Origin of the sequence: Paraburkholderia sediminicola, from assembly GCF_046027825.1 — a bacterium.
Classification (GTDB): Bacteria; Pseudomonadota; Gammaproteobacteria; order Burkholderiales; family Burkholderiaceae; genus Paraburkholderia; species Paraburkholderia sediminicola_D.
In genome coordinates this window covers 95718-119831 of the sequence record NZ_JAQQDU010000017.1, presented here as the reverse complement: position 1 = coordinate 119831, position 24114 = coordinate 95718, and the positions used below count along the sequence as shown (strand labels likewise).

Below are 24114 nucleotides of genomic sequence, written 5' to 3'. Positions count from 1 at the left end.
AACAATCCTATCAGTCCCTTAGGCGGCGCGCGGCGATCGAGCGCAGCGTCCGGTAGAACAGGCCCGCGATGATCAGCGCGGCGAGCACGCCGCCCAGCATCAGCAACAGCGGATGCGACGACAGCGCCCAGCGCAGATACTCTTGCGGCGACAAATGGCCGACATAGTACGCTTCGCCGTTCGACGTGACGGTGACGGTGCGGCCATGGATCACGGCCATCGCGCCTTGAATCTCCGGCAGCACGTCGGCGTCGAGCAGGGCGGCGGACAGATCGGCGTCCGACTGGCCGGCTGCGCTCACCAGCGCGACGGCGCTGCGGTCCTTCTGCAGCGGCGATTCGAAACCGGTCAACAGCGCATCGCCGTTCGAACTCACGAGCGTCAGGTCGGCGCGCGCAGGCGAGCGGTCGACGCCGCGTTCGCCATGCCACCAGTCCTGGAGTTTGAAGACGATATCGGAGAGTTCGAAGGTGCGCGAATCGCCGTCGCTGGAAAACGGCATCGACTTGGCCCAGCGCTGCAGCAGGGGTTGCTTGCCCGGCGCGCCGAAAATCAGCAGGTCCTTGTTGGCGTACTTGTCGACGTCGTCGGCCGTGCCGACTGTGACGCCATTCACCGGATAACCGGTCGATGCGCCCATGCGGCCCATGGTCAGCAGGTACAGGCTGTAGTCGCTCGAATCGGCGTCGTTCGGCAGGACCACCGCGGTCTCGGACAGGTCGGCCATCCGCGTGAACGGGAAGCCGCTGTTGGCGAATGCCGCCAGGTCGGGCAGTGCCATGTAATGCGGGAACGACGACAGGTCGATGGTCGAGTTCGGATCAATCGCGCCGACCACGTTTTCCAGCAGGCGGCCGTGACATTCGCCGGTGTTCGGAATGTCGTAATAGAAATGCAGGCGCACTTGCGCGCGCGGCGTCAGCAGCAGCGGCGGAATATGGACCGTGCGACGCGCTTCGGCCGTGTTGTCGGGCAAGATGCGCGCGAAGTAATGGCTCAGCTCGAACACCGAGGCCGACTCGGCCGGAATCGGCAGCGCCTGCACGAAGCCGTCATTGACGCTGACGTTCAGCGACGAACGGTCCCGCAGCGGACGCACGGTGTAGCGGTAGCGCAGATCGATCGGCGCACCCTTGGTGTGCCACATGAACAGATCGGGCGGCACGCGCAGATTGACGCGCACGGCGTCGGCGTCGTAGCCGGACACGGTCAGGTCGCGCGCCTCGGCGAGTTCGCCGAAACGCACCGGACGGTTAGTCGGCAGCCAGTTCGGCGCGTCGTACGGTACACGCGGCCCGAGTTCGTTCAACTGTGTGATCGTCGCGCTCGGGCCACTCAGCGTGTTCTGGCCGATGCCGAGCGCCTTGGCGGCGATTTTCAGCTCGGCTTCGGTGCGGCCGAGCACGAGCAGCAGCTTGCCGCGCGCCGGCGCTTCGCGATCCACCACTGCGATCGTCGGGCCGGAGATCGCCGGAATCGTCACGCCGGCAGGCCGTTGGTCGTCGGTCGCGAACACCACCGCGTTGCCCGACAGCGGCGCGTTATCCAGTTGCGCGGGAAAGATCGCGCCGCGATAGCCGGCCAGCGCGCCGAACCATGACGCGACGATGCCGCCCGCTTCGAGGGTACCTGCGCCGGGTTTTTGCGGGAATACGAACGGCAGTTCGAGACGGCGCACGTCGCGGCGGTCGAAGAACGGCTGCGGCAGGGCGGCCAGGTCCGGCTTGCTGGCGAGCGACGCATAGGTCAGATCGAGCGAACTGGCATTACTGACGGTGGCCCACAGCGACGAATTCGCCGGGTCTTCGCAGCTCGTCGTGTAGTGGCCGATCAACTGCACGTTCAGGTGGTTGAATTCGGTGATGAAACGCGGATCGATCGAGACATCGCGCGCCACCAGCATGCCGGCCTGTTCGTGCGGCACCGGCAGCGTCGCGGCGACTTCGCCGTTCACCAGCACTTTCAGCTGGGAAATATTCGCGAGCAGCGCGGGCGAGTAGCTGTAGACCAGATGCAGGATCGCACCGGTCACCACTTCGTCGCCGCGCACGGAGAACGCGACGCCGTTCTGGCCGTCGGTGCCACGCAATTGCAGCGGATCACGCGCGCCGAGGTCGGCGAAGGTGAGCGTTTGACGGCGGCCACCCGGCACCAGAGTGCCAGGTTCGGCGGTGGTCGGCGTTCTGATACCCAAGGCTTTCACCGATGACGCGGCGAGCGCCGGCGTCGGCGTGGCCAACTGCGCTTGCGCGATCGCGTTCGGATCGTAGGGAATTGCCGGGCTCGGCGCGGGCACACTGCCCACGCCGGTGGCGACGCGCGCAGCAGGTGCGCCCTGGGTCCCTGTCACCTGGCCGGCTTGCGACGCACTCGCGCCACTCATGGCGGCCGCGACCACTTCAGCCGCTGAGGCCAGCGGCGCCGCCAACGCGGTCTGCACGGCGAGCCAGCAGGCAAGCCCGCGCATCAACCGTTGCGAGCGGAGCCGTCCAAACAGACGCCCCTCCGTTTCCATCCCACTGCGCCCGTGATTCGAGCGTTCGACGTGTGCCTTCGCCATCCTGTTGCCCATAGATCAGTCTTTGGTTTTTAGCTTCTTGACGTCCACCGGACGGCTTTTCATCGAGCTTCGAAGGTCGGCATAAAGATGCTCGAAGAGACCCACAATGCCGCGTGCGCCGACCGACAGCACATGCGACAGACCGCGCAACGGGGTGTCCTGCTGACGCCCTTCGGCCCAGCCGGTCCAGGCGTCGGCGCGCGCGAAGGTGGTCTTGACGAACTCGTATTCCTGTTCGCGCGTCATGGCCGAGAAACGCAGGCCCACACGGCCCGGCTCCGTGAAACCGACGGTGGCGGGGAAGGTGTATTCCTCGTCGCCGCGAAACAGCGACACGGTCACGCGTTCGTGGACGGGCACTTCGATTTTGGCCGGCAGCGCCACGCCGACACCGCCTTCCGAGTAATCGATGGTTTCGCAGGCGAGCGTGCGGCCGGTCGAGAACTTCAGCATCACCGGCATCTGCATCGCCACGCGGTGCACCGCGCGAATCTGCCGGCGCTCGCTCGCCGCGGCCACGCTCGCACCGAGAATCAGCATGTTGTAGGTGGTCCAGCCGAGGTTCAGGATGGTCGTGTTCACCACGCTGCGGATGTGCCAGTTCAGATAGATATGCACGATGCCCACGACAAAGCCGATCAGGTTCAGCAACAGCAGGAACAGATACGGCCGCGAGATCGCCCAGTCGAAGTAGTTCTTCTCGATCTGGCCGCCCTTGGCCGTCACGTTGAATTTGCCGAGCTTCGGGTTGATCAGCGCGAGCAGCGTAGGCGCGGTGATGTACGACGCCAGCACCGATTCATACACTTCGGCCCAGAACGAATGGCGGAACGAGCGCTGCATCCGCGAGTTGGTGATGCTCGCGTGCATCATGTGTGGCAAGGCGTAGATCGCGATCGTGCTGGCGGCGGCTTCGATCACGTGCGCGCCGAAGAACAGATACGACAGGGGCGCCGTGAGGAACACCAGACGCGGGATGCCGTAGAAGAAGTGCATCATCGCGTTCAGATAACAGAGCCGCTGGCCGATTTTCAGGCCCTTGCCGGTTAGCGGATTGTCGATCCGGAAAATCTGCGTCATGCCGCGCGCCCAGCGAATCCGCTGGCCGATGTGGCCGGACAGACTTTCGGTGGCCAGCCCCGCCGCTTGCGGAATCGCAAGATACGCGGTCGTGTAGCCGAGGCGGTGCAGCTTCAATGCGGTGTGCGCGTCTTCGGTGACCGTCTCCACTGCAATACCGCCGATCTCTTCGACCATGCTCCGGCGCAGCAACGCGCACGAGCCGCAGAAGAACGTGGCGTTCCACAGATCGTTGCCGTCTTGCACGAGGCCGTAAAACAGTTCGCCTTCGTTCGGCACCTTGCGGAAGGTGCCGAGATTGCGCTCGAACGGATCGGCGGAGAAGAAGTGGTGCGGCGTTTGCAACATCGACAGCAGCTTGTCGCGCAGGAACCAGCCGAGGCCGATCTGCAGGAATGAGCGGGTCGGAATGTGATCGCAGTCGAAGATCGCGAGGTATTCGCCCTGGGTGATCTTCAGGGCTTCATTGATGTTGCCGGCCTTTGCATGGCGGTTGTGCGTGCGGATCGTCCAGTTGACGCCGACTTCCTCGCAGAACGCTCTGAACTCGGGACGGCGGCCGTCGTCGAGCACGTGGATCGCAATCTTGTCGGCCGGATAGTCGAGCGCAAGCGCCGCGTAGATGGTCGGCTTCACCACCGAGAGCGGCTCGTTGTAGGTCGGGATGAACACGTCGACGGTCGGCCACAGGTCGCGCGAAGTGGGCAGCGGCATCGGTGTGCGCTTGAGCGGCCACGCGGTCTGGAAGTAGCCGAGCAGCAGCACGATGGTCGAATAGACTTCGGCGGACACCAGCAGCAGGCCCCACGCGGCGTCGAGCGGATGTTCCCAGTAAGTCGTCGCCGTGAGCCGCCAGTACATATAGCGGCCCGACGTGACCACCGAGAGCATGATCATCACCATCGTCGCGTAACGGCCAGGCAGGCGGCGGAACAGCAGGGCGGTGACGAAGCAGCAGGTCGCGAACGTCAGTTGCTCGTAGAACGCGAGCGGCACGGTGAACACGAAGTACAGCATCACCAGCGCGAACAGCGTGACGAGACCGGTCACGATCCGGCTGTTCCAGAAGCGTGCGTCGACGAAGCGTTCGAGCCGTGACGGATCGCGGGCCTCGATGTCCTGCGACGGATGCGTGCTCATGCGACGTTCCTCGGCGAGACGGCGATCGCGTCGACCGCCGCCATCAGCCAGTTGCCGCACGAGCGAAAATCGGCGGCCGCCTGGCTGAGTGGATCGTAGTGAATCAGCGTGGTGTCGCACGCGAGCGCTTCGCTCACGCCTTCGTCCAGATGGATCACGCCTGGGAAGAGTTTGTCGCCGAGCATCTGGCGCAAGACCTTGAGGACGTCTTTGGTCAATTGGCGAGACTGGTCGATCTGGTTGACCACGTAGCCTTCTCCGCCGAACTCCGGGCGCGGCGCCGCATAGGCTTCGATCAGCCGTTCCATTAACGGAATGGCGGCGTAGGAAGCCGCGTCGGCCAGCACCACGTTCAGCGTGAAGGTCGCCGCGCACAACGCAGTGCGTACATACACCGACGAACCCGGCGGCGTATCGATGATGACGATGTCGGACGGGTCGAGCCGCAGCGATTGCAGCGACTGCGCGAGCCAGCCTGGCTCCTGGTCGACATACGCTTCGAAGCGGCGGCGGTCGTCTTCGAGCACCGCGCCATAGGGCAGCACGGTCACACCGTCTACGCCGTCGAACATCACCGTCTGCCATGGATCGCCCGTCAACGTCGCGCGCGACAAACCGTCGATGCTGTCGAGCGGCACGCCGAAATGCAGACGCAGCGCGTTCTGCGGATCGAGATCGAGGGCAATCACGCGGCGGCCGCTGGCGGCCAGCACGGAGGCGAGATTGGCGGCGAGGGTAGTTTTACCGACCCCGCCTTTGGCGGACACGACCGCAATGACTTTCATGAGCGACGAGGGCCGTTGATCAGCCACGAGTTGGAGGTGGCGGGCACGGCGGCGCGGGGCGCTGCGGCTGGCGCAGCGGCCGTTTGAACAGGTGTGCCGCGCAGACGGTCGAAGACCGATTGCAGCGGTGCGGATTCGCCTTGGCTGCGGACGGGTTGCGGCGGCGCCGGTTCGGATGCCGGAGCGAACAGTTTGCCGAGGATCGAAGCGGGCGGCGGCGCTGCGGGCACCGTCGTGCCGGTGTGGGTGGATGCCGGTGCCTGCGCCCATGCTGGAGCATGAGCATGAGCTTGGGCGGGCGCTGGTGCCCATGTCGGGACCGGAGCGGGAGCAGGGGCTTGCGCCCACGTCGCAGCGGGTGCAGCGATCGGCGCCGGTGCGATGGCGCGTGGTGTGAGGGCGGGGATCCCGGCGCGCGGCGTCACCGCGTTGGGCGGCATGCTCACCATAGGTTGCGTGACAGGCGTCGTCGGCATAGGGAACTGGGCCAGCGGCGGAATAGCTGCAGGCGGCATGACCGGGGGAACCGACGCAGCGGCAACCGGCGGCACCTGCGGCGGGGCGTGTGGGGTCACCGGGGGCACCACATCGATCCGCGCCGCGGCGTCCGCGTTCGGTTCGAGCGCGCCGAAGCGCGAAGCGGCGGGCGGCGCGACAGACTGGGTGGCGACGACGACCGGCGGAATGTCCCGTCGATGTGAGCGTGTAAACAGCGGTGCCTTCGCGCGCGTGACCGAGACAGCGTCTTTGGGCGTCGCGTCCTGGCCATCCGCAGCCGGCGCCGCGTCGCGCGCCGACGTATCGCGAGCAAGCTCGCGGCGTTGCCCGATCGCGGGAATCGTCGGCTGCGTCAGATCCAGCGTCACCAGCAGCGGCCAACGTGTGCGCGCCGAACGCGCTTCGTTTTCGCGGCCGATTTCCTGGTACGCGTTGGCGTCGCCGCCAAAATGATCGAATAGTTTTTCGATGTCGCTCGATGAACTCATAGTGCCGCCGTCTTGTTCATGACTTGCCTTGCCCCGATCCCTGCACGTGCTCGCGGCGCTCAAACGCTGGTGCTGCTACTTCACGCGCACCGGTCTGGCGCGTTCCTCTACTGCCCGTTGTTTAACGATGTCTAACGACTGACTGTCCGTCGGCCTCAAGCCAGTACTGCCGGCTCACGTCCGATGGGTTCAACTTAGCGGTCCGCTTGCCGGGTCCGCTCACACTGCGTGCCGGCCCAGCCGAAACTCGATCGCGGTATCCGTGCCGTACTCGCTCGTTTGCGCCACCGACAGGCCCTGCGCGCCCAATGCGCTCAACCAGGTCTGATAGACGCCTTCGAGAAATGCAGGGGTCCATGCGAGCGCTGCGTTGCCGAATGCCTGCAGCGGCGCACAGTAATGAACGATGCGCAGCGACTCGGCTTCGTCGGAGAGCTCGACGTAGCCCCAATCCGTGTCATGCCAGACCAGATTCAACGCCTGAGCGAGCTCGGCGGTCGACCCGCACGCGGGCAATTGATGCGCTGCCGCAAACCGGCAACCGACGCGATACATCAGTTGGCGCAGTTCGTCGCGACCGATCTGCGCTTCGAACTCTGTCGCCAATGCAGTCAGCATGCCACGCCATTGTGAAGAGATTTGGCGTTCCAGCAGGTAGTCGAGAGTTGGGACCATGTTTTCCGGGAAATGGCCGATGCTTCAGCCGTGCATAAAAACGGGTGCCGACGGTCGAATGCAAATGAAAGTGTTACGGGAGGTCGCGCATTGCACGCGTCCCAGGGTACGTTTTACCGAATCTGTCCAGTCTGTCCGCCACACTTCGCAGGAGTCTACTTAAGACATTAACTTTTAGCCACTTTACATTCGTCTGCTTTATACAAGCAAACGATTGCGATGGATGCCGATCAATTACGCAATATTTGCGGCCTGAATCGCCTTGCTCGCGGCATCCACTGTGGATGCCCACCGCGAAGATGTTCCGGATTGACCTATTCGCGGTACAGCGCGCCGTTGCTTTAGTTTTTTCGTTTCGTGGTAAATGCAACGGTTGAGTTTGCCGCGGGCGGATGCGATAAGCATTTGCGTCGCCGGGAATGCCCGTCACATCTTTCAGGTTCTTTGCGCCCCCAACATTTGCCTGGACCAGTAAGCTTACGGACTGGTGCCGCCGGGCTGTGCGAGTGCTGGCGCAAATTGCGCAGCAGACCGGCGCGGACACGCATACGCAGGGGCGTGGTCCGTTATGGCGATGCCGTTTGACTCAAAACAACAATGCTCAATCCACTCACTATTCTGGTTGTCACGGTTCTGTCGGGCGCCATGGGGATGGCCGTGCTCGGCTCGTTATGGCGTGCGGCGATACCCGGCGTCGGCTACTGGATCTCGGCCAACGCGGTCGCGATCGCGGCGCTTTTAGCTTTTGCCTTGCAGGGACACGCGTCACGCTGGCTGACTTTCGTGGGGGCCAACGAGTTGCTGGCCATCTCGCTGTTGCTGGTGGTAGAAGGCTGCTACCGTTTTCTGGGCCTCCGCGCGCGGCCTTGGGCGGCTTACGCCGGCGCGCTTGCGGTGTTGATCGGCATGACCTACTGGACCTTTATCCGGCCGGACTTCAATGCGCGGGTGACGGTGGCATCGGTGTATCACGCGAGCCTCTATGCCCTCATCGTTGTGATGATGTTGCGCGACCGCCCCTCGACCCGGCCGCGCTACAGTTATTACTTCCTCGCGGTTGCGGCGCTGCTTTTATGCGTCGGGCATCTTTCGCGCGGCGTCATGTACGGCTTCGGCATGCTGCTGCAGTCCAGCTTGCTGGAGGTGACGCCGAGTAACGTCGCCTTTCTCGCACTCGGCATCCTCGCGCCGCCGTGTCTCTCCATCGGCGTAGTGATGCTCGCGCATGATCGGCTTGCCGAGCGGCTCGAGCGGCTGGCCAATGTCGACGATCTGACAGGCGCGTTGTCGCGCCGCGCGTTTCTTGCCATCGGCGAGGCGCTGCTGAAGGCGTCCTTGCGCACCCACTCGCCGGTGGCGATGGCGATCATCGACATCGATTCGTTCAAAGCGGTCAACGACGGTTACGGCCATGCCGCCGGCGACCAGGTGCTGAGCCACTTCGCGACCTTCATCACCCGCAATTTGCGAGTCGGCGACGTATTCGGGCGGCTGGGCGGCGAAGAGTTCGGCGTCTTGTGCCCGGCGACGACCACCGCCGAAGCGGTGCGGCTGATGGAGCGCCTGCAAGTTCGGCTCGCGTCGGCCGCGTCGGCGGAATTGCCGCGTGGATTGAAGTACACCTTCAGCGTCGGGGTGGATCAGCATCGGCGCGATGAATCGCTTGCCCAGTTGATGGCCCGTGCCGACGGCGCGTTGTATGCCGCCAAGGCCTCGGGACGCGATCGCGTGATGGCGGCGTAGCCCTTACGGGGCGGGGCGCCACTCTATTTTCGGGTAGGGCATAAATATTTGTCAGACGGTTGCCGTTATACATGGGCCAAGTGACCGGAGCCAGCCAGATATCCATCAATATGCCTTCCACTTCAACAAAGCCACTGTCCGATTCTGGTTTGCGCGATCGCTTTCATCGACGATCGCTGGAACACCAGCGTCCCCTTTCGACGGTGACGCTGGCGTTTACCGTTGTCGCGTTCCTGTGTCTTGTGGGCGCGCGCGATATGGTCAACGGCCCGGCCACGCCGCTCGGCTACCGGCTCTCCTGCGCGCTGGTACTCGCTTTGCTGGTGATGGCGATCCCACGCGCCAGCTCGACCTGGGCGTTCGGCGCAATCGGTGTCGCCTATTCGCTGGTGCTGGTGGCCGGTCTCGCGCTGAACGTCGCCGGTGTCGAGCATCCCTTGTTGTGGATACTGCCGGCCATGGTGGCGATTCCGATCTGCGCCGCGCCACTGTGGCTCACGCCGACGCATTTCTTCATCGGCAGCGCGGTCTTTTATGTGGCGGCATTTGCCACGCTGTTCGGCGCGCCGCGCACGCATGACGTCGACGTCGTTGTGTGGATGTGGATCGTGGCGATCGGCGTGCCGACTTCGGCTGTGTTTCACTTCGGCTTCTACCGGTTCCGCCGCAATCACTTTCTGCTCGAGAGCCAACTGGCGCAGCTCGCCGCGACTGATCCGCTGACCGGCCTGCAGAACCGCCGTGCGTTTGTGAAGCAGGCCGAGCGCCGCCTCGAAACCATCGCGCCGGATGCGCGGGTCAGCGCGATTTTTCTCGATATCGACAGTTTCAAATCGCTGAATGACCGCTTCGGCCACGCGGTCGGCGACCATGCGCTGTACGAGGTGGCCCAGGTGTTGATGGAGGGGACCTCCGCGGACGATAGCGTGAGCCGGATCGGCGGCGAGGAGTTTGCCGTGCTGCTGCGCGACGGCCTGGCCGGCGCACTGGCGCTGGCCGAGCGTCTGCGTGGCGCGATTGCCGCGATCGAACGCCCGGACGGCCATCTGACCGCGAGCTTCGGCGTGGCCGAACACCGCAGCGGCGAAAGCATCATGGTGCTGCTCGATCGCGCCGATGAAGCCTTGCTGCGCGCCAAGCATTCGGGCAGAAACCGCGTGTGTGCCGAACGCGCGTTGCCACTCGAACTGCTGCAATTCGACGCCGATGCCGCGCACGAGGAGGGCGGGGCGCCCGCGCGGCGCCATCGCTGGGAGGACTATTACCTGACCTCGCACTTCCAGCCGCTCTACAGTTTGTCGCATCAGAAGCAGGTCGGGTTCGAGGCTTTGCTGCGCGGCGAGCAGGACGACGGCACGTTGGTGCCGCCCGTGGTGCTGTTCGCGCCGAGGCCGTCCAGCGATGAAGGCGCGCTCGATCGCGCGAGTCATGCCGTGCATCTGGCCAATGCGCGCAAGTCGCTTCCGGGCGATGCGTGGCTGTTCCTCAACATTCTGCCCGCCACGTTTATCGCCGAAGGCTACGCCGATCGGCTCGCGGCGATCGTGCGGGCGGTGGGGCTCGAACCTGAACAGGTGATTCTCGAGATTCTCGAATCGCATGGCGGCAGCGTCGACGACATGTCGCGCGCGGCGGCTTTGTACCGTGAGTACGGCTTTCTGATCGCCGTCGACGATTTTGGCGCGGGTCAATCGAACCTCGACCGGCTGTTGCGGATTCGGCCGGATATCGTGAAGCTTGATGGCGAGCTGATTCGCGCGACCAGTCACGGCACCGAGCAGCCGATCTTGCCGAAGCTCGTTTCGCTGTTGCATCAGGCGGGGATGCTGGTGGTTGTTGAAGGCGTAGAGACCACGGAGGAACTGATTCTTGCCGTGGAGTCGAATGTCGATTTCGCGCAGGGTTATCTGCTCGGGCGGCCGGCGGCCGAGATTGCGCCGCCTGAATCGGTGCATCGGCGGATCGATGACGCTTTTGATGTGATTGCCCAGGGGCGGGCGCATCAGCATGCGTTGTTTGAGTCGGAGGTCGAGCCGTATCGGTTGGCTTTGAGCCGGGCGGCTGATGAGTTGCGGGAGGGGGTTTTGATGGAGCAGGCGTTTGCTTCTTTGGCGACGCTTGAGCGGTGTGTCAGTTGCTTTATTCTGAATGATTCAGGGCGGCAGATCGGGAATGAATTGCGGGGGCCGGCGTGGAGTAGCGAAGCGGCTTCGCTGCATCCTGTGGCGAATCCGCAGCATGCGAGATGGGATCATCGGCCTTATTTTCGCAATGCGGTTTTGTTGCCTGGGGTGGCGGTGGCTAGTAATCCTTATCTTTCTTTGGCGAGTGGGCGGCCTTGTGTTGCGGTTACTTTGGCTGTGCAGTTTGCCGGTGAGAGGGCGGTTGTTGGGGTGGAGTTGGATTGGGCGGCGGTGGGGTTGCCGTGGCCGGCAGGGGACTGATTGGTTTTTTTGCCTGCGCGGCGCTTGTTGTCTGTGTGCCTGCGGCGTTGGCCTTTTCTTGATTTGATATTGGATTATTAGCGTCGCCCCTGTGCGGGGCGGGCACCTACTTTTCTTTGCCTGCCGCAAAGAAAAGTAGGCAAAAGAAAGCGGCTCGAACCCCCTGCTAAGCGGGTCCCCCGCACAGTCACGGTAGTGGTGCATCTGGAACCTGTGTTCTCGCACATTCAGCGTGAGTGACAAGGCAGTCATGCTTCCCGCCTCGCACGACGTGCTCGCCGGAAGGGTTCATCGTGCAAACCCGTGGCATCGTTTGGGCGTGGTGGGAGTCATCGGCTTCGCCTCGGCGACGTGTCTATCCCTCTTACGAGCGAAGCCCCACTTCGAATGAAATGTCTGGCGATGGCCGCGCAAAGATGATCTGGTGTTCCGAGCAAAAACGAGAGAGTCAAACGCGGTGGGTGGGTTTAAGAAATACGCTTCGGCGCGCGCAGCACCGCCGGAAGAATAACAGCCTTGTCACTGGTGCCGAATGTGCGAGAACCCAGATTCCAGATGCGCCACTACCGTAACTGTGCGGGGGACCCGCTTAGCAGCGGGTTCGAGCCGTTTTCTTTGCTTATCTTTCTTTGCGGCGGCAAAGAAAGTAAGTGCCGCCCCGCACAGGGGCAACGCTAATAAACCAATAAGAATTCAAGGAGAGGCCAACGCAGTAGGCATACAGACAACAAGCACCGCGAAGGCAAACAAACCAGGCAAAGCCCATCGCCGTAGGCAAACAAAGCGCCGCGAAAGCAATAACAACCCCGCCGCGCGGCGCCCGCTGATGCCTGGCAGGCAACCCCTCAATACCCGCCCTTCACGGGCGCCACCATCCCGGCAGTGTTCTTGTACGACGCAGCCAGGTCCGCCGCCGCGCGACTCAACAAACCGGTATCCGTCCCTACCGCCACAAACGTCGCGCCCGCCGCGACATATTCCGCGGCAATCGCCGGATCCGGTGCCAGCACGCCGGCCGCTTTGCCGGCATCCCGCACCTTCCCGATGCCCTTGCATATCGCGTCGCGCACACTCGCATCACCAGGCTTGCCCAGCAACCCCATCGATGCACTCAGGTCCGACGGACCAAAAAACACACCGTCAACACCATCCACCGCCGCAATCGCCGAAAGATTCTCCATCCCCAGCACGGTCTCTACCTGCACCACCACACACAACTCATCAGACGCCGTCTGCAAGTAATCCGGTATCCGGTTCCAACGCGATGCCCGCGCCAACGCACTCCCCACGCCACGAATACCCTGCGGCGGATAGCGCGTCGCCGCGACAGCGTCCGCGGCCTGCTCCGCGGTGTCGATCATCGGCAGCAACAAGGTCTGCACGCCTATATCGAGCAATTGCTTGATCAACGCGCTATCGCTGCGCACCGGACGCACCACCGGATGCGATGCGTACGCAGCCACAGCCTGTAATTGCGCCAGCGTGCTGCGTACATCGTTCGGTGCGTGCTCGTTGTCAATCAACAGCCAATCGAATCCGGCCGTGGCCAGCAATTCGGTCACGTAGGCATCGGCTAGCGCCGCCCATAAGCCGAATTGCGGCCGGCCTTCAGTCAGTGCGCGCTTGAATGTGTTTTGCGGTAGGGACATGTCGGCAACTCAAATGAAATTCAAACCAATGCCGCCGAGCGGGCCATAGTCGACGTGGAACGTGTCGCCCGCCCGTGCCGGGATCGGACTCGTGAACGAGCCGCTCAGAATCACGTCGTTCGCGTTCAGTCCTTCATCGTAGGGGGCAATCTTGTTCGCGAGCCATGCAACGCCAGTGGCGGGGTGATTCAGCACGGCGGCCGCGAGTCCGCTTTCTTCCACGGTGCCGTTCTTGTAAAGCAATGCGCCAACCCAACGAAGGTCAACGTCCATCGGACGCACCGGACGGCCACCCAGCACGATGCCGGCATTGGCCGCGAAGTCGGAGATGGTGTCGTACACCTTGCGCGGTGCCTTCGTCTCGCGGTCGAATTGTTCAATGCGCGCGTCGATGATCTCTACCGCGGGCGTCACGTAAGCCGTGGCATCCAAAACATCGAATAGCGTGATGCCAGGGCCCTTCAAGGGCTTGCTCAATACAAACGCCAATTCCACTTCCACACGCGGCGCAATGAAGCGGTCGGCGCGGATGTCCTGTCCGCTCTCGATGAACATGCTGTCGAGCAGCGGCGCATAGTCGGGTTCGTCAATCTGCGACGAACGCTGCATCGCGCGTGAGGTCAGGCCGATCTTGCGGCCCTTGATTACGTGACCCTCGGCCAGTTTGAGCTTCACCCACTCGCGCTGAATCGCGTACCCGTCTTCTACTGTCATCCCGGGATACCTGGCCGAGAAGTGGCGCAGTTGGGTGCGCGTTTTCTCGGCATTGTCGAGTTCCGCCGCGAGATCGCGGATTGTCTGTTCGTCTAGCATGATGGATTCTCTATTAGCGGCTGCCGCGCCCAGCTACCGGGTCGGATAGTAGGACGGAGCGTCAAGCCCGGGGACTAGGCCCAAGTCTCGGGCTCAAGTCTCAGGTTCAAGTCCCAGGCCCAAGTCTCAGGTTCAAGTCTCAGGCTCAAGTCTCAGACCTTAAGCCGCGCGTGCAAATTGTTGTGTTTCCACGTGCCGGCTTCGCTGAATTCGTTGATCTCCAGCGACAACGCCAGGCCGTGTTTTTCAAACTCAGCCGCGAAGTGCTGTTTGATCGCGTCAAACAGTGTGTCTCCGGTCGCCTTTTTAGCAGCGTCAGAGCGGCCCGCTGCGATCTTCAGGTTTGCATGCAGGAAGGCAGCGTCGGGCCGACCGTCAGCGATGCTGTACTGCTCGCAACGTAATGCACGTACGCGGATGCCGCCGAGCGGAAAAACGCGTTGGTCGTTCTCGCGCTGTGCGTCGAGGTAACGCGCCAGCGTGTTGCATAGCTCGCCGATACTGTCTTCGTCGGCGAGATTGGCGCTGTATTCGAGTGTCAAATGTGGCACAGCAGGCTCCTTTCTCAGGACTTAAGCGGGCAGGGGCGTCACGGGGAAGATCGCATTGATCTGGCCGGTGCCCGAACTGCCGAAATACGGTGTGACGACTTCAACCTTGCCGTCGTAACGATCCCAACCGAGCGCGCCAAGCAGCATCGCGGTGTCGTGCATGCCGCCTTCGCCCCAGCATTTCTCGTTATAGAGTGGCAGCATCTCGCAGAAGGTTTTCCAGTCGCCTGCTTCCCACAACTCGACCACCCTGCGGTCCATCTGTTCGAGAAACGGGCTCCACACCTTGTGCATGAACTGCTCGGCGGTGCCGTTATTGGCGAAGTGGTGGCTCAACGACCCGCTTGCCAGAATCGCCACGGTGCCGTCGTAACGTTCCTCGATGGCCTTGCGTACCGCGAGGCCGAAGCGCGCGCTGGTTTCGAGGTCGTGCCACATGCACCAGCCGGCTACCGACACAGTCTTGAAGTGCTGGTCGCTATTCATATAGCGCATGGGCACCAGCGTGCCGTATTCGAGTTCGAGCGTGGTCTCGCTGTGCGCGCGGCTCTTGACGCCCATTTCGTTGGCGACTTCCGCGATCAGATCGCCAAGCCCGACATTGCCGGGATACGCGTACGGCATGTTCTTGATGAAGTGCGGCAGTTCGTTGCTCGTATAGACGCCTTCAAACTTCGGCGCGCAATTGATGTGGTACTCGCTGTTCACGAGCCAATGCACGTCGAATACGACGATCGTGTCCACACCCAATTCCCGGCAACGGCGGCCGATTTCGTGATGGCCGTCGATCGCGGGCTGACGGCAACCCTTATGCGGACCGTCGAGTTCGGACAGATACAACGACGGAACGTGAGTCACTTTTGCTGCTAACGCGAGTTTGCCCACCGCGGTCTCCTATTCTGTGTGGCGCGAGGCGTGATGCACTCGCGCGCCAATGACCGGCACGTCAGACGCCCCAGCGCGGAATGTGATGCGAGCCGAGCGATACGCACACGTTCTTCGGTTCGAGGAACGCTTCGTAGCTCCACGTGCCGCCTTCGCGGCCCACGCCCGATGCTTTCGTGCCGCCAAACGGCTGGCGCAGATCGCGCACGTTCTGGCTGTTGACGAAGCACATGCCCGCCTGTACGGCGGCGGCGACGCGCAGCGCGCGGCCGGTGCTCTCGGTCCAGATGTAGCTCGACAAACCGTAGGAGATGTCGTTGGCGAGTTTGATCGCGTCGGCTTCGTCGTCGAACGGAATCAGGCAGGCAACCGGGCCAAAGATTTCTTCCTGCGCGATCCGCATGCGGTTGTCGACGTCGACGAACACCGTCGGCTGAACAAAGTTGCCTTTGCGCATGGCTTCAGGCAAGTCGGGAGCGTCGAGTCCGCCGCACGCGAGCGTCGCGCCTTCCTTCGGACCCAGTTCGATATAGCTGCGCACTTTGGCCAGGTGCCCCTGGCTGATCATCGGGCCGACGATCGTGCTGTCTGCCAGCGGATCGCCCACCGTCAAACGTTTCGCGCGCTCGACGAAACGCTCGGCAAAGCGCGCGTAAATCGAGCGCTGCACCAGAATGCGCGACCCCGCCGTGCAGCGTTCGCCGTTGTTCGAGAAGATCATGAACACGGCAGCATCGAGAGCGCGCTCGAAATCGGCGTCGTCGAAAATCACGAAGGGCGATTTGCCGCCCAGTTCCATCGAGAACTTCTTCAGACCGGCCGTTTGCACGATACGGTTGCCGGTTGCCGTCGAGCCGGTAAACGACACCGCATGCACGTCAGGGTGTGCCACCAGCGGTTCGCCGGTGTCCTTGCCGAAGCCATGCACGACGTTCAGCACGCCCGCAGGAATACCGGCTTCGAGGGCGAGATTGCCGAGCATCGACGCGGTCAGCGGTGACAGTTCGCTCATCTTCAACACGGCGGTATTGCCGAATGCGAGACAGGGGGCGACTTTCCACGTTGCCGTCATGAACGGAACGTTCCACGGCGAGATCAGCGCGCAGACGCCGACCGGATGGAATAGCGTGTAGTTCAGGTGCGTATCGGTGGGATACGTATGCCCGTCGACGCGCGTGCACATCTCCGCGAAATAGCTAAAGTTGTCGGCGGCGCGCGGCACGAGTTGCTTGCGCGTCTGCGAGATCGTCTGGCCGGTGTCCTTCGTCTCGGTCTCCGAGATGTCCGGCACGTTCTTCGCGATCAACTCGCCGAGCTTGCGGATGATTTTTGCGCGTTCCGCAGCCGGCTTGCCGGCCCATGCCGGAAACGCTTCTTTGGCCGCGCGCACGGCGGCGTCGACGTCTTCCGCATCGCCGCGGGCGACTTCAGCGAGCACGTCTTGCGTCGCCGGATTGACGGTCTCGAAGTAGTCTTTCGCGGCGCCCGATTTACCGTTGATCAGATGTTCGATTCGCATTGTCTTGTCCTTTCTCTCTTTCACTGTCGATCAGGCGCGGCCGAAGTCCGCGTCGGATGCAATCGTATTGACGAGACGGCCAAGGCCGTCGATTTCGCAAACCACTTCGTCGCCGGCATCGACGTTGACGATGCCTTCCGGCGTGCCGGTCAGGATCACGTCGCCAGGCGCGAGGGTCATGAAGCTGCTCAGGTATTCGATCAACGCCGGGATATCGGTGACGAGATCGCGCGTGTTGCCGTGTTGCTGCCGCGTGCCGTTCACAAACGTGCGTAGTTCGAGTTGCGTGACGTCTTCGACATCGGCGGCGTCGACGAACCAGGGGCCGAGCACCGTGCCGCCGTCGCGGTTCTTCACGCGCAGGTTGGGGCGGTAATAGTTTTCCAGGTAGTCGCGGATCGCGTAGTCGTTGGCGATCATGTAGCCGGCCACATGCTGCATGGCGCTTTCGCGCTTGACGTTCTGCGCGGTTTGCCCAATCACGACAGCTAGCTCGCACTCGTAGTGCATGAAGGTGACGTCAGCGGGGCGGCGCGTGAAGCCACGGTGACCAATAACCGCGCCCGGGCCTTTGAGAAAGACCAAAGGCTCTTCCTGCTTGTTGAACTGCAATTCCTTCGCATGCTCCGCGTAGTTCAAGCCGAGCGCGAAGATCGTGCCGACTTCGATCGGCGCGAGCCACACCACTTCATCCTCACGACGCACGCGGCCATCGGCGAGGCGCACGCCGTTGGCGTCCGGATAGGCTTCGTGAATCGCCCCTGCATACGCAACACGGCCGCGCATCATTGCTGTTCTCCATCTTGTTCTTCTGCACCGACAAACGACACCTCGAGGGGCGGCAATCCGCCGATCGATAGCGTGGCCGTGTCGCCGATATGGGCAACCGACGAACCATGGGGCACGCCGAGCGTAATGACGTCGCCCGCACTGAGCGTCATGAAATCGGTGACGTCCGCGATCAACTGCGCCACGTTGCGTACTGACGATGCGGTACCCGCAGTGAAGACCTCACGTCCTGCAAGCGCAACCTTGATCGTCAGATCGTCCGGCGTCGCAACATGACGCGCTGCAACCACCGCCGGGCCGATCACGCAAAAACCGTCGCGCGACCGAAACCGGACCGAAGGCCGGTACACGCTTGCATGCGGCACGCTCAGATCGGCGACCAGCGTGTAGCCGGCGATGAAGTCAAACGCTTGCCCCACGCCGACGCGCCTTGCAGTGCGGCCAATCACGATGCCCAGCGAAGCGCCGACTTCCACACCCAAGGCGTTGTCAGGCACGACGACACGGGCGCGATGACCGGCGAACGTATTGCGCGGCTTCAGATAGAGGATGGGCGCCTTGGGCGGTGCTTTATAGGGAGCGGCATGCACCGCGTCGCCCAATGCTTCCAAGGCGGCACGGTCGTTCAGCAACGTTCCGTAGACAGCGCCGGAAACCGGTGCGCGGCAGGCCACGCCGCTTGCGAGCAGCGCGGCGACGGTGTGCGCATCCACGTCGCGAGGCAGCGCGTCGCCTTCGGGATGCAGCAGGTGATCGGCAAGTGCAAACATAAAGTGGTTGTCTCTCGGAGAAAACACTAACATGTTAGTAGTATTGCGCTTGATATTATCCACGGTCAATAGCCTGTCGGCTGATTGCGGGTTTTCCCTTAAGCTTCGACGGTTGCTTTTACCTATCTTCCGCCATGTCCGCTTCCGCTTCTACCCGAGTTTTGCACCGCAACCTGCCGATGTTGTTGCTGCGCGCCAGAGAAAAAATGATGGAGCGCTTTCGCCCATTGATTACGGCGCACGGACTGACCGAACAGCAATGGCGCGTGATTCGCGCGCTCAATGAGCACGGTCCGATGGAGCCGCGCCACATCTCCGATATCTGCACGATTTCGAGCCCGAGCATGGCCGGCGTGCTCGCACGCATGGAAAGCATGGAGCTGGTGACCAAGGAGCGTTTCGCGGAAGACCAGCGTCGTGTGCTGGTGTCGCTCACCGAGACGAGTGTGGATCTGGTGCGGGTGATCTCGAAGGATCTCGAAGCGCACTATCGCGAGTTGGAGCGCAAGGTAGGGCCGGAAATCGTCGAGCGTGTGTATCACGCGGTCGACGATCTGCTTGCCGGCCTGGAAGAAGAGGATAAATAACCCGGGCGCTCAATCGCCCTGGTCGGGCGCCGCGGTGTTGCTAGCCGCGTTCTCCCTCAGCCCGAGCAGCCAGGGAATCTGGCTTTTGTCGTGCATGCCGAGCTTCTTATAAGCACAGCGCAGATAGTGGCGCACGGTGGTTGGTGAAATCGCCATACGTTGCGCGACTTCCTTGTGTGAGAGTCCGTCGCCGTACAGCTTGATCGCACTCAGTTCGCGTGGACTCAAACGGTCGAGTGGCGAGCGCTGGCGCGCTTCCAGTTGAAACAGGCCGACCACCGGCGAACAAGTCACCGTCACCGTTTCGCCGACATACGGCTGGTCCGTGTCCGCATGCAGATGCGCGATCAGTGGCGCCGGGAGATGCTGGTTCTGATAGCCCGGCCACTCGCCGCGCAAGACGGTTTCGAACGCTTTATCCGCCTGGTGCACGGCACCAAAACCGTCGCAGATCGCCCGTGCCGGCGTTGTGACGCCTTCGCCGCGCTCACGCGTCAATTGAAACGAGCGGCTGATTGTCAGCGCCGCGCTTAAGTGCGGAATCACATCCTCCAGCATTTGCGCATCCGCCGCGGAGAACGGTTTGTCGAGCGCGCGGCGATACACGGAGAGGAAAGTCGCGAGCCCGAAGCGATGATCGAGCGCGGACACCACCATCAGTTGCGCGAGCCCATATTTGATAGCCCAGTTGCGAAAGCGCGGATCGATGCCGGGCGCCACGATCGACACTTCCAGCGCGCGGCCGTAGCGGTTCATCGAGCCTAGCGCCAGCGGATCGCAGTCGCGCACGCGCTGCCAGTCGGTAAAGAACTCGCCTGGCAGGCCATAGACGAAGCTATTGTGCATCACCGGACCGTTGGCCGTGTGTGTTGTCACGCCGGTCCAGCCGGCGTCAAACGGTAGATGCTGCGAGAGCAGGCGGAAAAAGCCGTGCTCGAATTCGCCGATGCCGGTTCGGTTGGCGAGCGCATAGAGGTCGAGCAGGAAAAGGCTCAGGCCGCGCGCCGCGGTGCCGTTGCCGGACAACGTGCCTTCGAAGTCGGCGCTGCGCTGGGCGAGCGGTGCGCCTGCATAGTCGTCGAGCGCGATGGCAGGGGGCATTGCACCCCACTGGTCTATAACCCGCTTTGGGTCTGCGGTGACTGTCACGCTGGCTCCTTCGGCTGTCGATAAGGCGCGTCCGGCCGCTCGTGCGGCGTGCCGACCGATTATACGTGGCGCTTTTTTGAAAAACGCGGCGATGAAAATGGCGCTACGCCCCCTCATTTGAACGGCCCCGGGCCGCGGCTGCCGCGCCGCGTCATGGCGCCGAGCCGTTCAACACAAGCGTCTGAGTTAATCGCACTGGGGCTGCGCGCCACCACGTGCGGGTTTTCCACACCGTTCATCTGGACGTCTATTCAGCGCAATTGCCGCTACCGACACTGCCGTTGCACTCGATTAGGGATGCAGCCCTCAGCGGCGGACACATGACAAAAACATCAGACGGTTTGGAGCTTCTCGATGAAACGAAAAGAATCACGGCAGCGCAGCGGTCGACGAAAGACGTTAGCGGCATTGAGCGTGGCGGCCGCCTTTTGCGCCGCGACCGCCCACGCGCAGTCGAGCGTCACGCTGTACGGTTTGATCGACGCGGGCATTCAGTACCGCACGAACGAGGACGGCCAGCAAAGCGCGGTCAACTTGCAGAACTACGGCGTGTTGCCGTCGCAGATTGGGTTGACGGGCACGGAAGAGCTGGGTGGGGGACTGCAGGCGATCTTTCGCCTTGAGCAGGGCATCAACGTCAATGACGGCACGGCCACCGTGCCGGGTTATGCATTCTTTCGCGGGGCTTACGTCGGATTGACCGGCAAGTTCGGCACCGTCACGCTCGGGCGGCAGTTCAGCGTGTTGTTCGATCGCACGCTTTTCTACGACCCGCTGCTGTACGCAGCGTACAGCGGACAGGGCGTGCTCGTGCCGCTGTCGGCCAACTTCATCGATAACTCGGTGAAGTTCAAGAGCGCCGATTACGGCGGCTTCAGCGCCGAGGCGTTGGCGGCGACCGGTGGCGTGGCCGGCAATTCCCGCTCGGGCCGGGTGCTGGAAATCGGCGCGCAATACGGTGGTAACGGCTACGGCATCAGCGCGGCGTTGCATCGGGCGCAAGGCACCGCGTCCGCGGATGACGATACCTCAGGATTGCAGCAGACCATCGGCACGCTGGCCGCGCATTGGGACATCGCAACGCTTTCACTGTATGGCGGCGCGGAGCGCCAAACCGGCTCGCTCGCGCCGTCGAAAACCGTGGCGTGGGGCGGGGCGCGTTACCAGATCAACAATTTCTTTGGCCTTGCCGGCGGGGTCTATCAGACCTGGTCCAGCACGCCGAGCGTGGGTCACCCGACGCTGTTCATTGCGAGCGGCACCTATGCGCTGTCAAAGCGCACGTCGGCGTATGTGAATCTCGGTTACTCGCGCAACAGCAGTCAAAGCTCGCAGCCGGTCTATGAATACGATGCAACGCCGCTCAACGGCGCCTCGCAGTTCGGCGCGATGCTCGGCATGTTTCACACGTTCTGAGTTTGCCCGGCGCCGGCGTGGCGCTTTTGTTTCGACAGCGTCGGCTCGTAGTCGCCTGGTTTAGGCCTCGTTCCAGCCATCGTTGCAACCGCAACCGTTACCTCTGAGCCCCATGAAAACTTCTTCGACTTCCTCATTTGGCACGGCCGCAGCGCCCGCGACGCCCACGGCCGCGCCACGCGAATTCGCGACGTCCACGCTGCTGTCGCTGGTGGTGTTCGCCGCCATCACGCCATTGTTGCTGCTGGTCGCGCCGGCAGTGGCTGCGCAACTCGGCGGACAACTCGGTTTGAGCGCCTCGCAGATCGGCACGTACTTCTTCGTCGAACTCGGCGCGTTCAGCTGCGCGACCTTGCCGTCGCTCTTATGGTTGGGACGTGTCGACGCGCGCCGTGTCGCGGCGATTGCCACGGCGGTGTTTTGCATTGGCAATTTCGCCACAGCAGTGCTGATGCCAGGCTTCGTCGCGTTGCTGGTGCTGCGCGCGCTGACCGCGTTGGGCGGCGGCACGCTGATGGTGCTATGCATGACGAGCGCGGCGACGAGCGGCAATCGTGAGCGCGTGTATGGCTTGTGGGTGGTCGGTCAGCTGGTGGCCGGTGCGCTTGGTCTGTTCGTGCTGCCGCATCTGTTCGACGCGTTCGGTCTGCGCGCGCTGTACGTGATGCTGGCCGTGCTCGCGCTGATCGCGTCGCCGCTCACGCGTGGCTTCGATCCGGCATTGGGCGGGGCTAGCGGCAAGCAGACACAACGGGCCGCGTCCGGCATCAAGGGCACAAGCAGCGAAGGTACCGCAGGCAGCGCGTGGTTTCTCGCGACGCTGGTGATCGGCGGCGTGCTCGCATTCTATGTGGCGATCGGCGGCGTCTGGACGTTCGCGAGCAAGGCGGCGTCGCTCGCTGGACTCGATGCGGGACACACCGGCGAACTGCTGGCGATCGCGAGCGTGATGGGAATCGTCGGTGCGGCGTGCGCGTCGTTCATCGGCAACCGGATCGCGCGTGCGGCGATGCTGCTGACGGGTTACGCGATTCTCGTCGCGGCTTTGCTCGGTCTGTCAGCGCATCCTGGTTCGACAGGTTACGCCGCCGCGATCTTTGCCTTCAAATTTGCGTGGACTTTCGTGCTGCCGTTCATCCTTGCCGCAGCCGCAAAAACCGATAAATCCGGGCGTTTGATCGCCACGCTGAACTTCGTGATCGGCGCGGGGCTCGCGATCGGTCCGCTGATCGCCGGTTTTCTCCTCGACGCCGGCGCGGGACTCAGTACGTTGTTTCAGGGCGCGGCCGTGATCAGCGCGTTGTCTTTCGTCTGCCTGTTGCGTGTCGAGCGCAGCGGGCGCGAAGTGTGAGGCGCGCGTTGGTGACCGTGCAATCGAACCCGGTCGATTTGAATCCGCAGGTGAACTACAGGTAAGAGAAATCATGAGCAAAACAGCATTTTTCACGGATGAACGCACCTTCTGGCATACAGGTGGCACGCATGCGCTGTTCTTTCCAGTCGGCGGCTGGGTGCAGCCGCCGTCGAGCAGCGGTTACGCGGAATCGCCCGATTCGAAACGCAGGCTGCTGGCGCTGATTCAAACCTCGGGGCTGGCGGCGTCGCTCGATATGCAGGGTGCGGCGCTTGCCACCGAAGAAGATTTACTGCGCATTCATCCGCGCGATTATCTGAGCCGCTTCAAGGCGCTCAGCGACACCACAGGCGGCGATCTTGGCGACCTCGCACCCTTCGGCAAGGGCAGCTATGAGATCGCTGCGCTTTCCGCGGGGCTCGCCATCGGCGCGATCGACGCCGTGCTCGACAAGCGGGCAAGCAATGCATTCTCGCTGTCGCGCCCGCCCGGTCACCACTGTCTGCGCGATAAGCCGATGGGCTTTTGCCTGCTGGCCAATATTCCCGTCGCGATCGAAGCGGCTCGTGCGAAGCATGGTGTCGAACGCGTCGCGGTGATCGACTGGGATGTCCACCACGGCAATGGCACGCAGTCGATTTATTACGACGATCCGAACACGCTGACGATTTCGCTGCATCAGGATCGCTGCTTTCCGCCGGGCTACAGCGGTGAGGACGAACGCGGCACGGGCGCGGGCGTGGGGGCTAACGTGAACATTCCGCTGTTGCCGGGCGGCGGGCATGACGCCTATCTGTATGCGTTCGAGCGCATCGTGCTGCCCGCGCTCGACGCGTTCAAGCCGGATCTGATCGTCGTGGCGAGCGGGCTCGACGCGAGCGCGGTCGATCCGCTCGCGCGCATGCTGCTGCACAGCGAGAGCTATCGTGCGATGACGCAATTGATGCGCGATGCCGCCGAACGTTATTGCGGCGGGCGGCTGGTGATCGTGCACGAGGGCGGGTATTCGGAAGCGTACGTGCCGTTCTGCGGCCACGCGATTGTGGAAACGCTGGCGGACGTACGTACGCAGGTGACCGATCCGATGCTCGACCTGGCGATCGCGCAGCAGCCAAACGAGCGTTTCAAGGCGTTTCAGCGTGGGCTGATTGATGAGCTGGCGGGTGAGCTCGGGCTGCTGTAAGGCGCGGGCGTTGTCATCCTTATGGTTGATGCCGCT

19 protein-coding genes are annotated in these 24114 nt (G+C 62.9%); 6 read left to right on the top strand and 13 right to left on the bottom strand.

Annotated features, from left to right (window positions below):
- Positions 1-10: 10 nt before the first annotated feature.
- The 5 genes from bcsB to bcsD all read right to left on the bottom strand — a co-directional run bounded on the left by bcsB (position 11) and on the right by bcsD (position 7226).
- Complete coding sequence (gene bcsB, locus PQQ96_RS12380) at positions 11-2572, bottom strand: cellulose biosynthesis cyclic di-GMP-binding regulatory protein BcsB (RefSeq protein WP_408291967.1); 2562 nt, start codon at positions 2570-2572, stop codon at positions 11-13.
- A gap of 3 nt (positions 2573-2575) precedes the next feature.
- Entirely contained in the window at positions 2576-4780 is a 2205-nt protein-coding gene (gene bcsA, locus PQQ96_RS12375; protein WP_408291965.1) for a UDP-forming cellulose synthase catalytic subunit, read from the bottom strand.
- On the bottom strand, positions 4777-5565 hold the full coding sequence (bcsQ, locus tag PQQ96_RS12370) for a cellulose biosynthesis protein BcsQ (RefSeq protein ID WP_408291963.1): 789 nt from the start codon (positions 5563-5565) through the stop codon (positions 4777-4779). The genes bcsA and bcsQ overlap by 4 nt, the downstream gene beginning before the upstream one ends.
- On the bottom strand, positions 5562-6551 hold the full coding sequence (bcsP, locus tag PQQ96_RS12365) for a cellulose biosynthesis protein BcsP (RefSeq protein WP_408291961.1): 990 nt from the start codon (positions 6549-6551) through the stop codon (positions 5562-5564). Before bcsP ends, bcsQ begins: the two co-directional genes overlap by 4 nt.
- A gap of 219 nt (positions 6552-6770) precedes the next feature.
- Positions 6771-7226, bottom strand: a complete 456-nt coding sequence (bcsD, locus tag PQQ96_RS12360) for a cellulose biosynthesis protein BcsD (RefSeq protein ID WP_408291959.1) — start codon at positions 7224-7226, stop codon at positions 6771-6773.
- Between the two features lie 597 nt (positions 7227-7823).
- Between bcsD and PQQ96_RS12355 the strand changes: the two genes are divergently transcribed.
- The gene (locus tag PQQ96_RS12355) at positions 7824-8969 is read left to right on the top strand and encodes a GGDEF domain-containing protein (protein ID WP_408291958.1); all 1146 of its coding nucleotides are present in this window, start codon (positions 7824-7826) and stop codon (positions 8967-8969) included.
- A 110-nt stretch (positions 8970-9079) separates the two neighbouring features.
- Complete coding sequence (locus tag PQQ96_RS12350) at positions 9080-11413, top strand: EAL domain-containing protein (RefSeq protein WP_408291956.1); 2334 nt, start codon at positions 9080-9082, stop codon at positions 11411-11413.
- 845 nt (positions 11414-12258) lie between these two features.
- On the opposite strand, the gene hpaI is transcribed toward PQQ96_RS12350, so the two are convergent.
- The 7 genes from hpaI to PQQ96_RS12315 form a co-directional block, all read right to left on the bottom strand.
- Positions 12259-13062 carry a 4-hydroxy-2-oxoheptanedioate aldolase gene (hpaI, locus tag PQQ96_RS12345; RefSeq protein WP_408291954.1) on the bottom strand — a complete coding sequence of 268 codons (804 nt, stop codon included), beginning with the start codon at positions 13060-13062 and terminating at the stop codon, positions 12259-12261.
- A gap of 9 nt (positions 13063-13071) precedes the next feature.
- Positions 13072-13875, bottom strand: coding sequence for a 2-oxo-hept-4-ene-1,7-dioate hydratase (gene hpaH, locus PQQ96_RS12340; RefSeq protein ID WP_408291953.1), 804 nt, complete (start codon positions 13873-13875; stop codon positions 13072-13074).
- A gap of 152 nt (positions 13876-14027) precedes the next feature.
- The gene (locus tag PQQ96_RS12335) at positions 14028-14426 is read right to left on the bottom strand and encodes a 5-carboxymethyl-2-hydroxymuconate Delta-isomerase (RefSeq protein WP_408291952.1); all 399 of its coding nucleotides are present in this window, start codon (positions 14424-14426) and stop codon (positions 14028-14030) included.
- Between the two features lie 21 nt (positions 14427-14447).
- Positions 14448-15311, bottom strand: coding sequence for a 3,4-dihydroxyphenylacetate 2,3-dioxygenase (gene hpaD / locus PQQ96_RS12330; protein WP_120308159.1), 864 nt, complete (start codon positions 15309-15311; stop codon positions 14448-14450).
- 61 nt (positions 15312-15372) lie between these two features.
- On the bottom strand, positions 15373-16830 hold the full coding sequence (gene hpaE / locus PQQ96_RS12325; RefSeq protein WP_408291951.1) for a 5-carboxymethyl-2-hydroxymuconate semialdehyde dehydrogenase: 1458 nt from the start codon (positions 16828-16830) through the stop codon (positions 15373-15375).
- Between the two features lie 30 nt (positions 16831-16860).
- Positions 16861-17619, bottom strand: coding sequence for a fumarylacetoacetate hydrolase family protein (locus tag PQQ96_RS12320; protein ID WP_408291949.1), 759 nt, complete (start codon positions 17617-17619; stop codon positions 16861-16863).
- Complete coding sequence (locus PQQ96_RS12315) at positions 17616-18389, bottom strand: fumarylacetoacetate hydrolase family protein (RefSeq protein ID WP_408291947.1); 774 nt, start codon at positions 18387-18389, stop codon at positions 17616-17618. The genes PQQ96_RS12320 and PQQ96_RS12315 overlap by 4 nt, the downstream gene beginning before the upstream one ends.
- Before the next feature lie 179 nt (positions 18390-18568).
- On the opposite strand from PQQ96_RS12315, the gene hpaR reads away from it, so the two are divergent.
- Positions 18569-18976, top strand: coding sequence for a homoprotocatechuate degradation operon regulator HpaR (gene hpaR / locus PQQ96_RS12310; protein WP_408291978.1), 408 nt, complete (start codon positions 18569-18571; stop codon positions 18974-18976).
- Positions 18977-18985: 9 nt separating this feature from the next.
- Here hpaR and PQQ96_RS12305 read toward each other — a convergent pair whose 3' ends face one another.
- Positions 18986-20125, bottom strand: a complete 1140-nt coding sequence (locus PQQ96_RS12305) for a response regulator transcription factor (RefSeq protein ID WP_408291945.1) — start codon at positions 20123-20125, stop codon at positions 18986-18988.
- 354 nt (positions 20126-20479) lie between these two features.
- Between PQQ96_RS12305 and PQQ96_RS12300 the strand changes: the two genes are divergently transcribed.
- The 3 genes from PQQ96_RS12300 (at position 20480) to PQQ96_RS12290 (ending at position 24078) form a co-directional block, all read left to right on the top strand.
- Positions 20480-21541 (top strand): porin, encoded by a 1062-nt coding sequence (locus PQQ96_RS12300; RefSeq protein ID WP_408291943.1) that lies wholly within the window; start codon positions 20480-20482, stop codon positions 21539-21541.
- A gap of 112 nt (positions 21542-21653) precedes the next feature.
- Entirely contained in the window at positions 21654-22892 is a 1239-nt protein-coding gene (locus PQQ96_RS12295; RefSeq protein WP_408291941.1) for an MFS transporter, read from the top strand.
- 73 nt (positions 22893-22965) lie between these two features.
- On the top strand, positions 22966-24078 hold the full coding sequence (locus PQQ96_RS12290; protein WP_408291939.1) for a histone deacetylase-like amidohydrolase: 1113 nt from the start codon (positions 22966-22968) through the stop codon (positions 24076-24078).
- Positions 24079-24114: the final 36 nt, after the last annotated feature.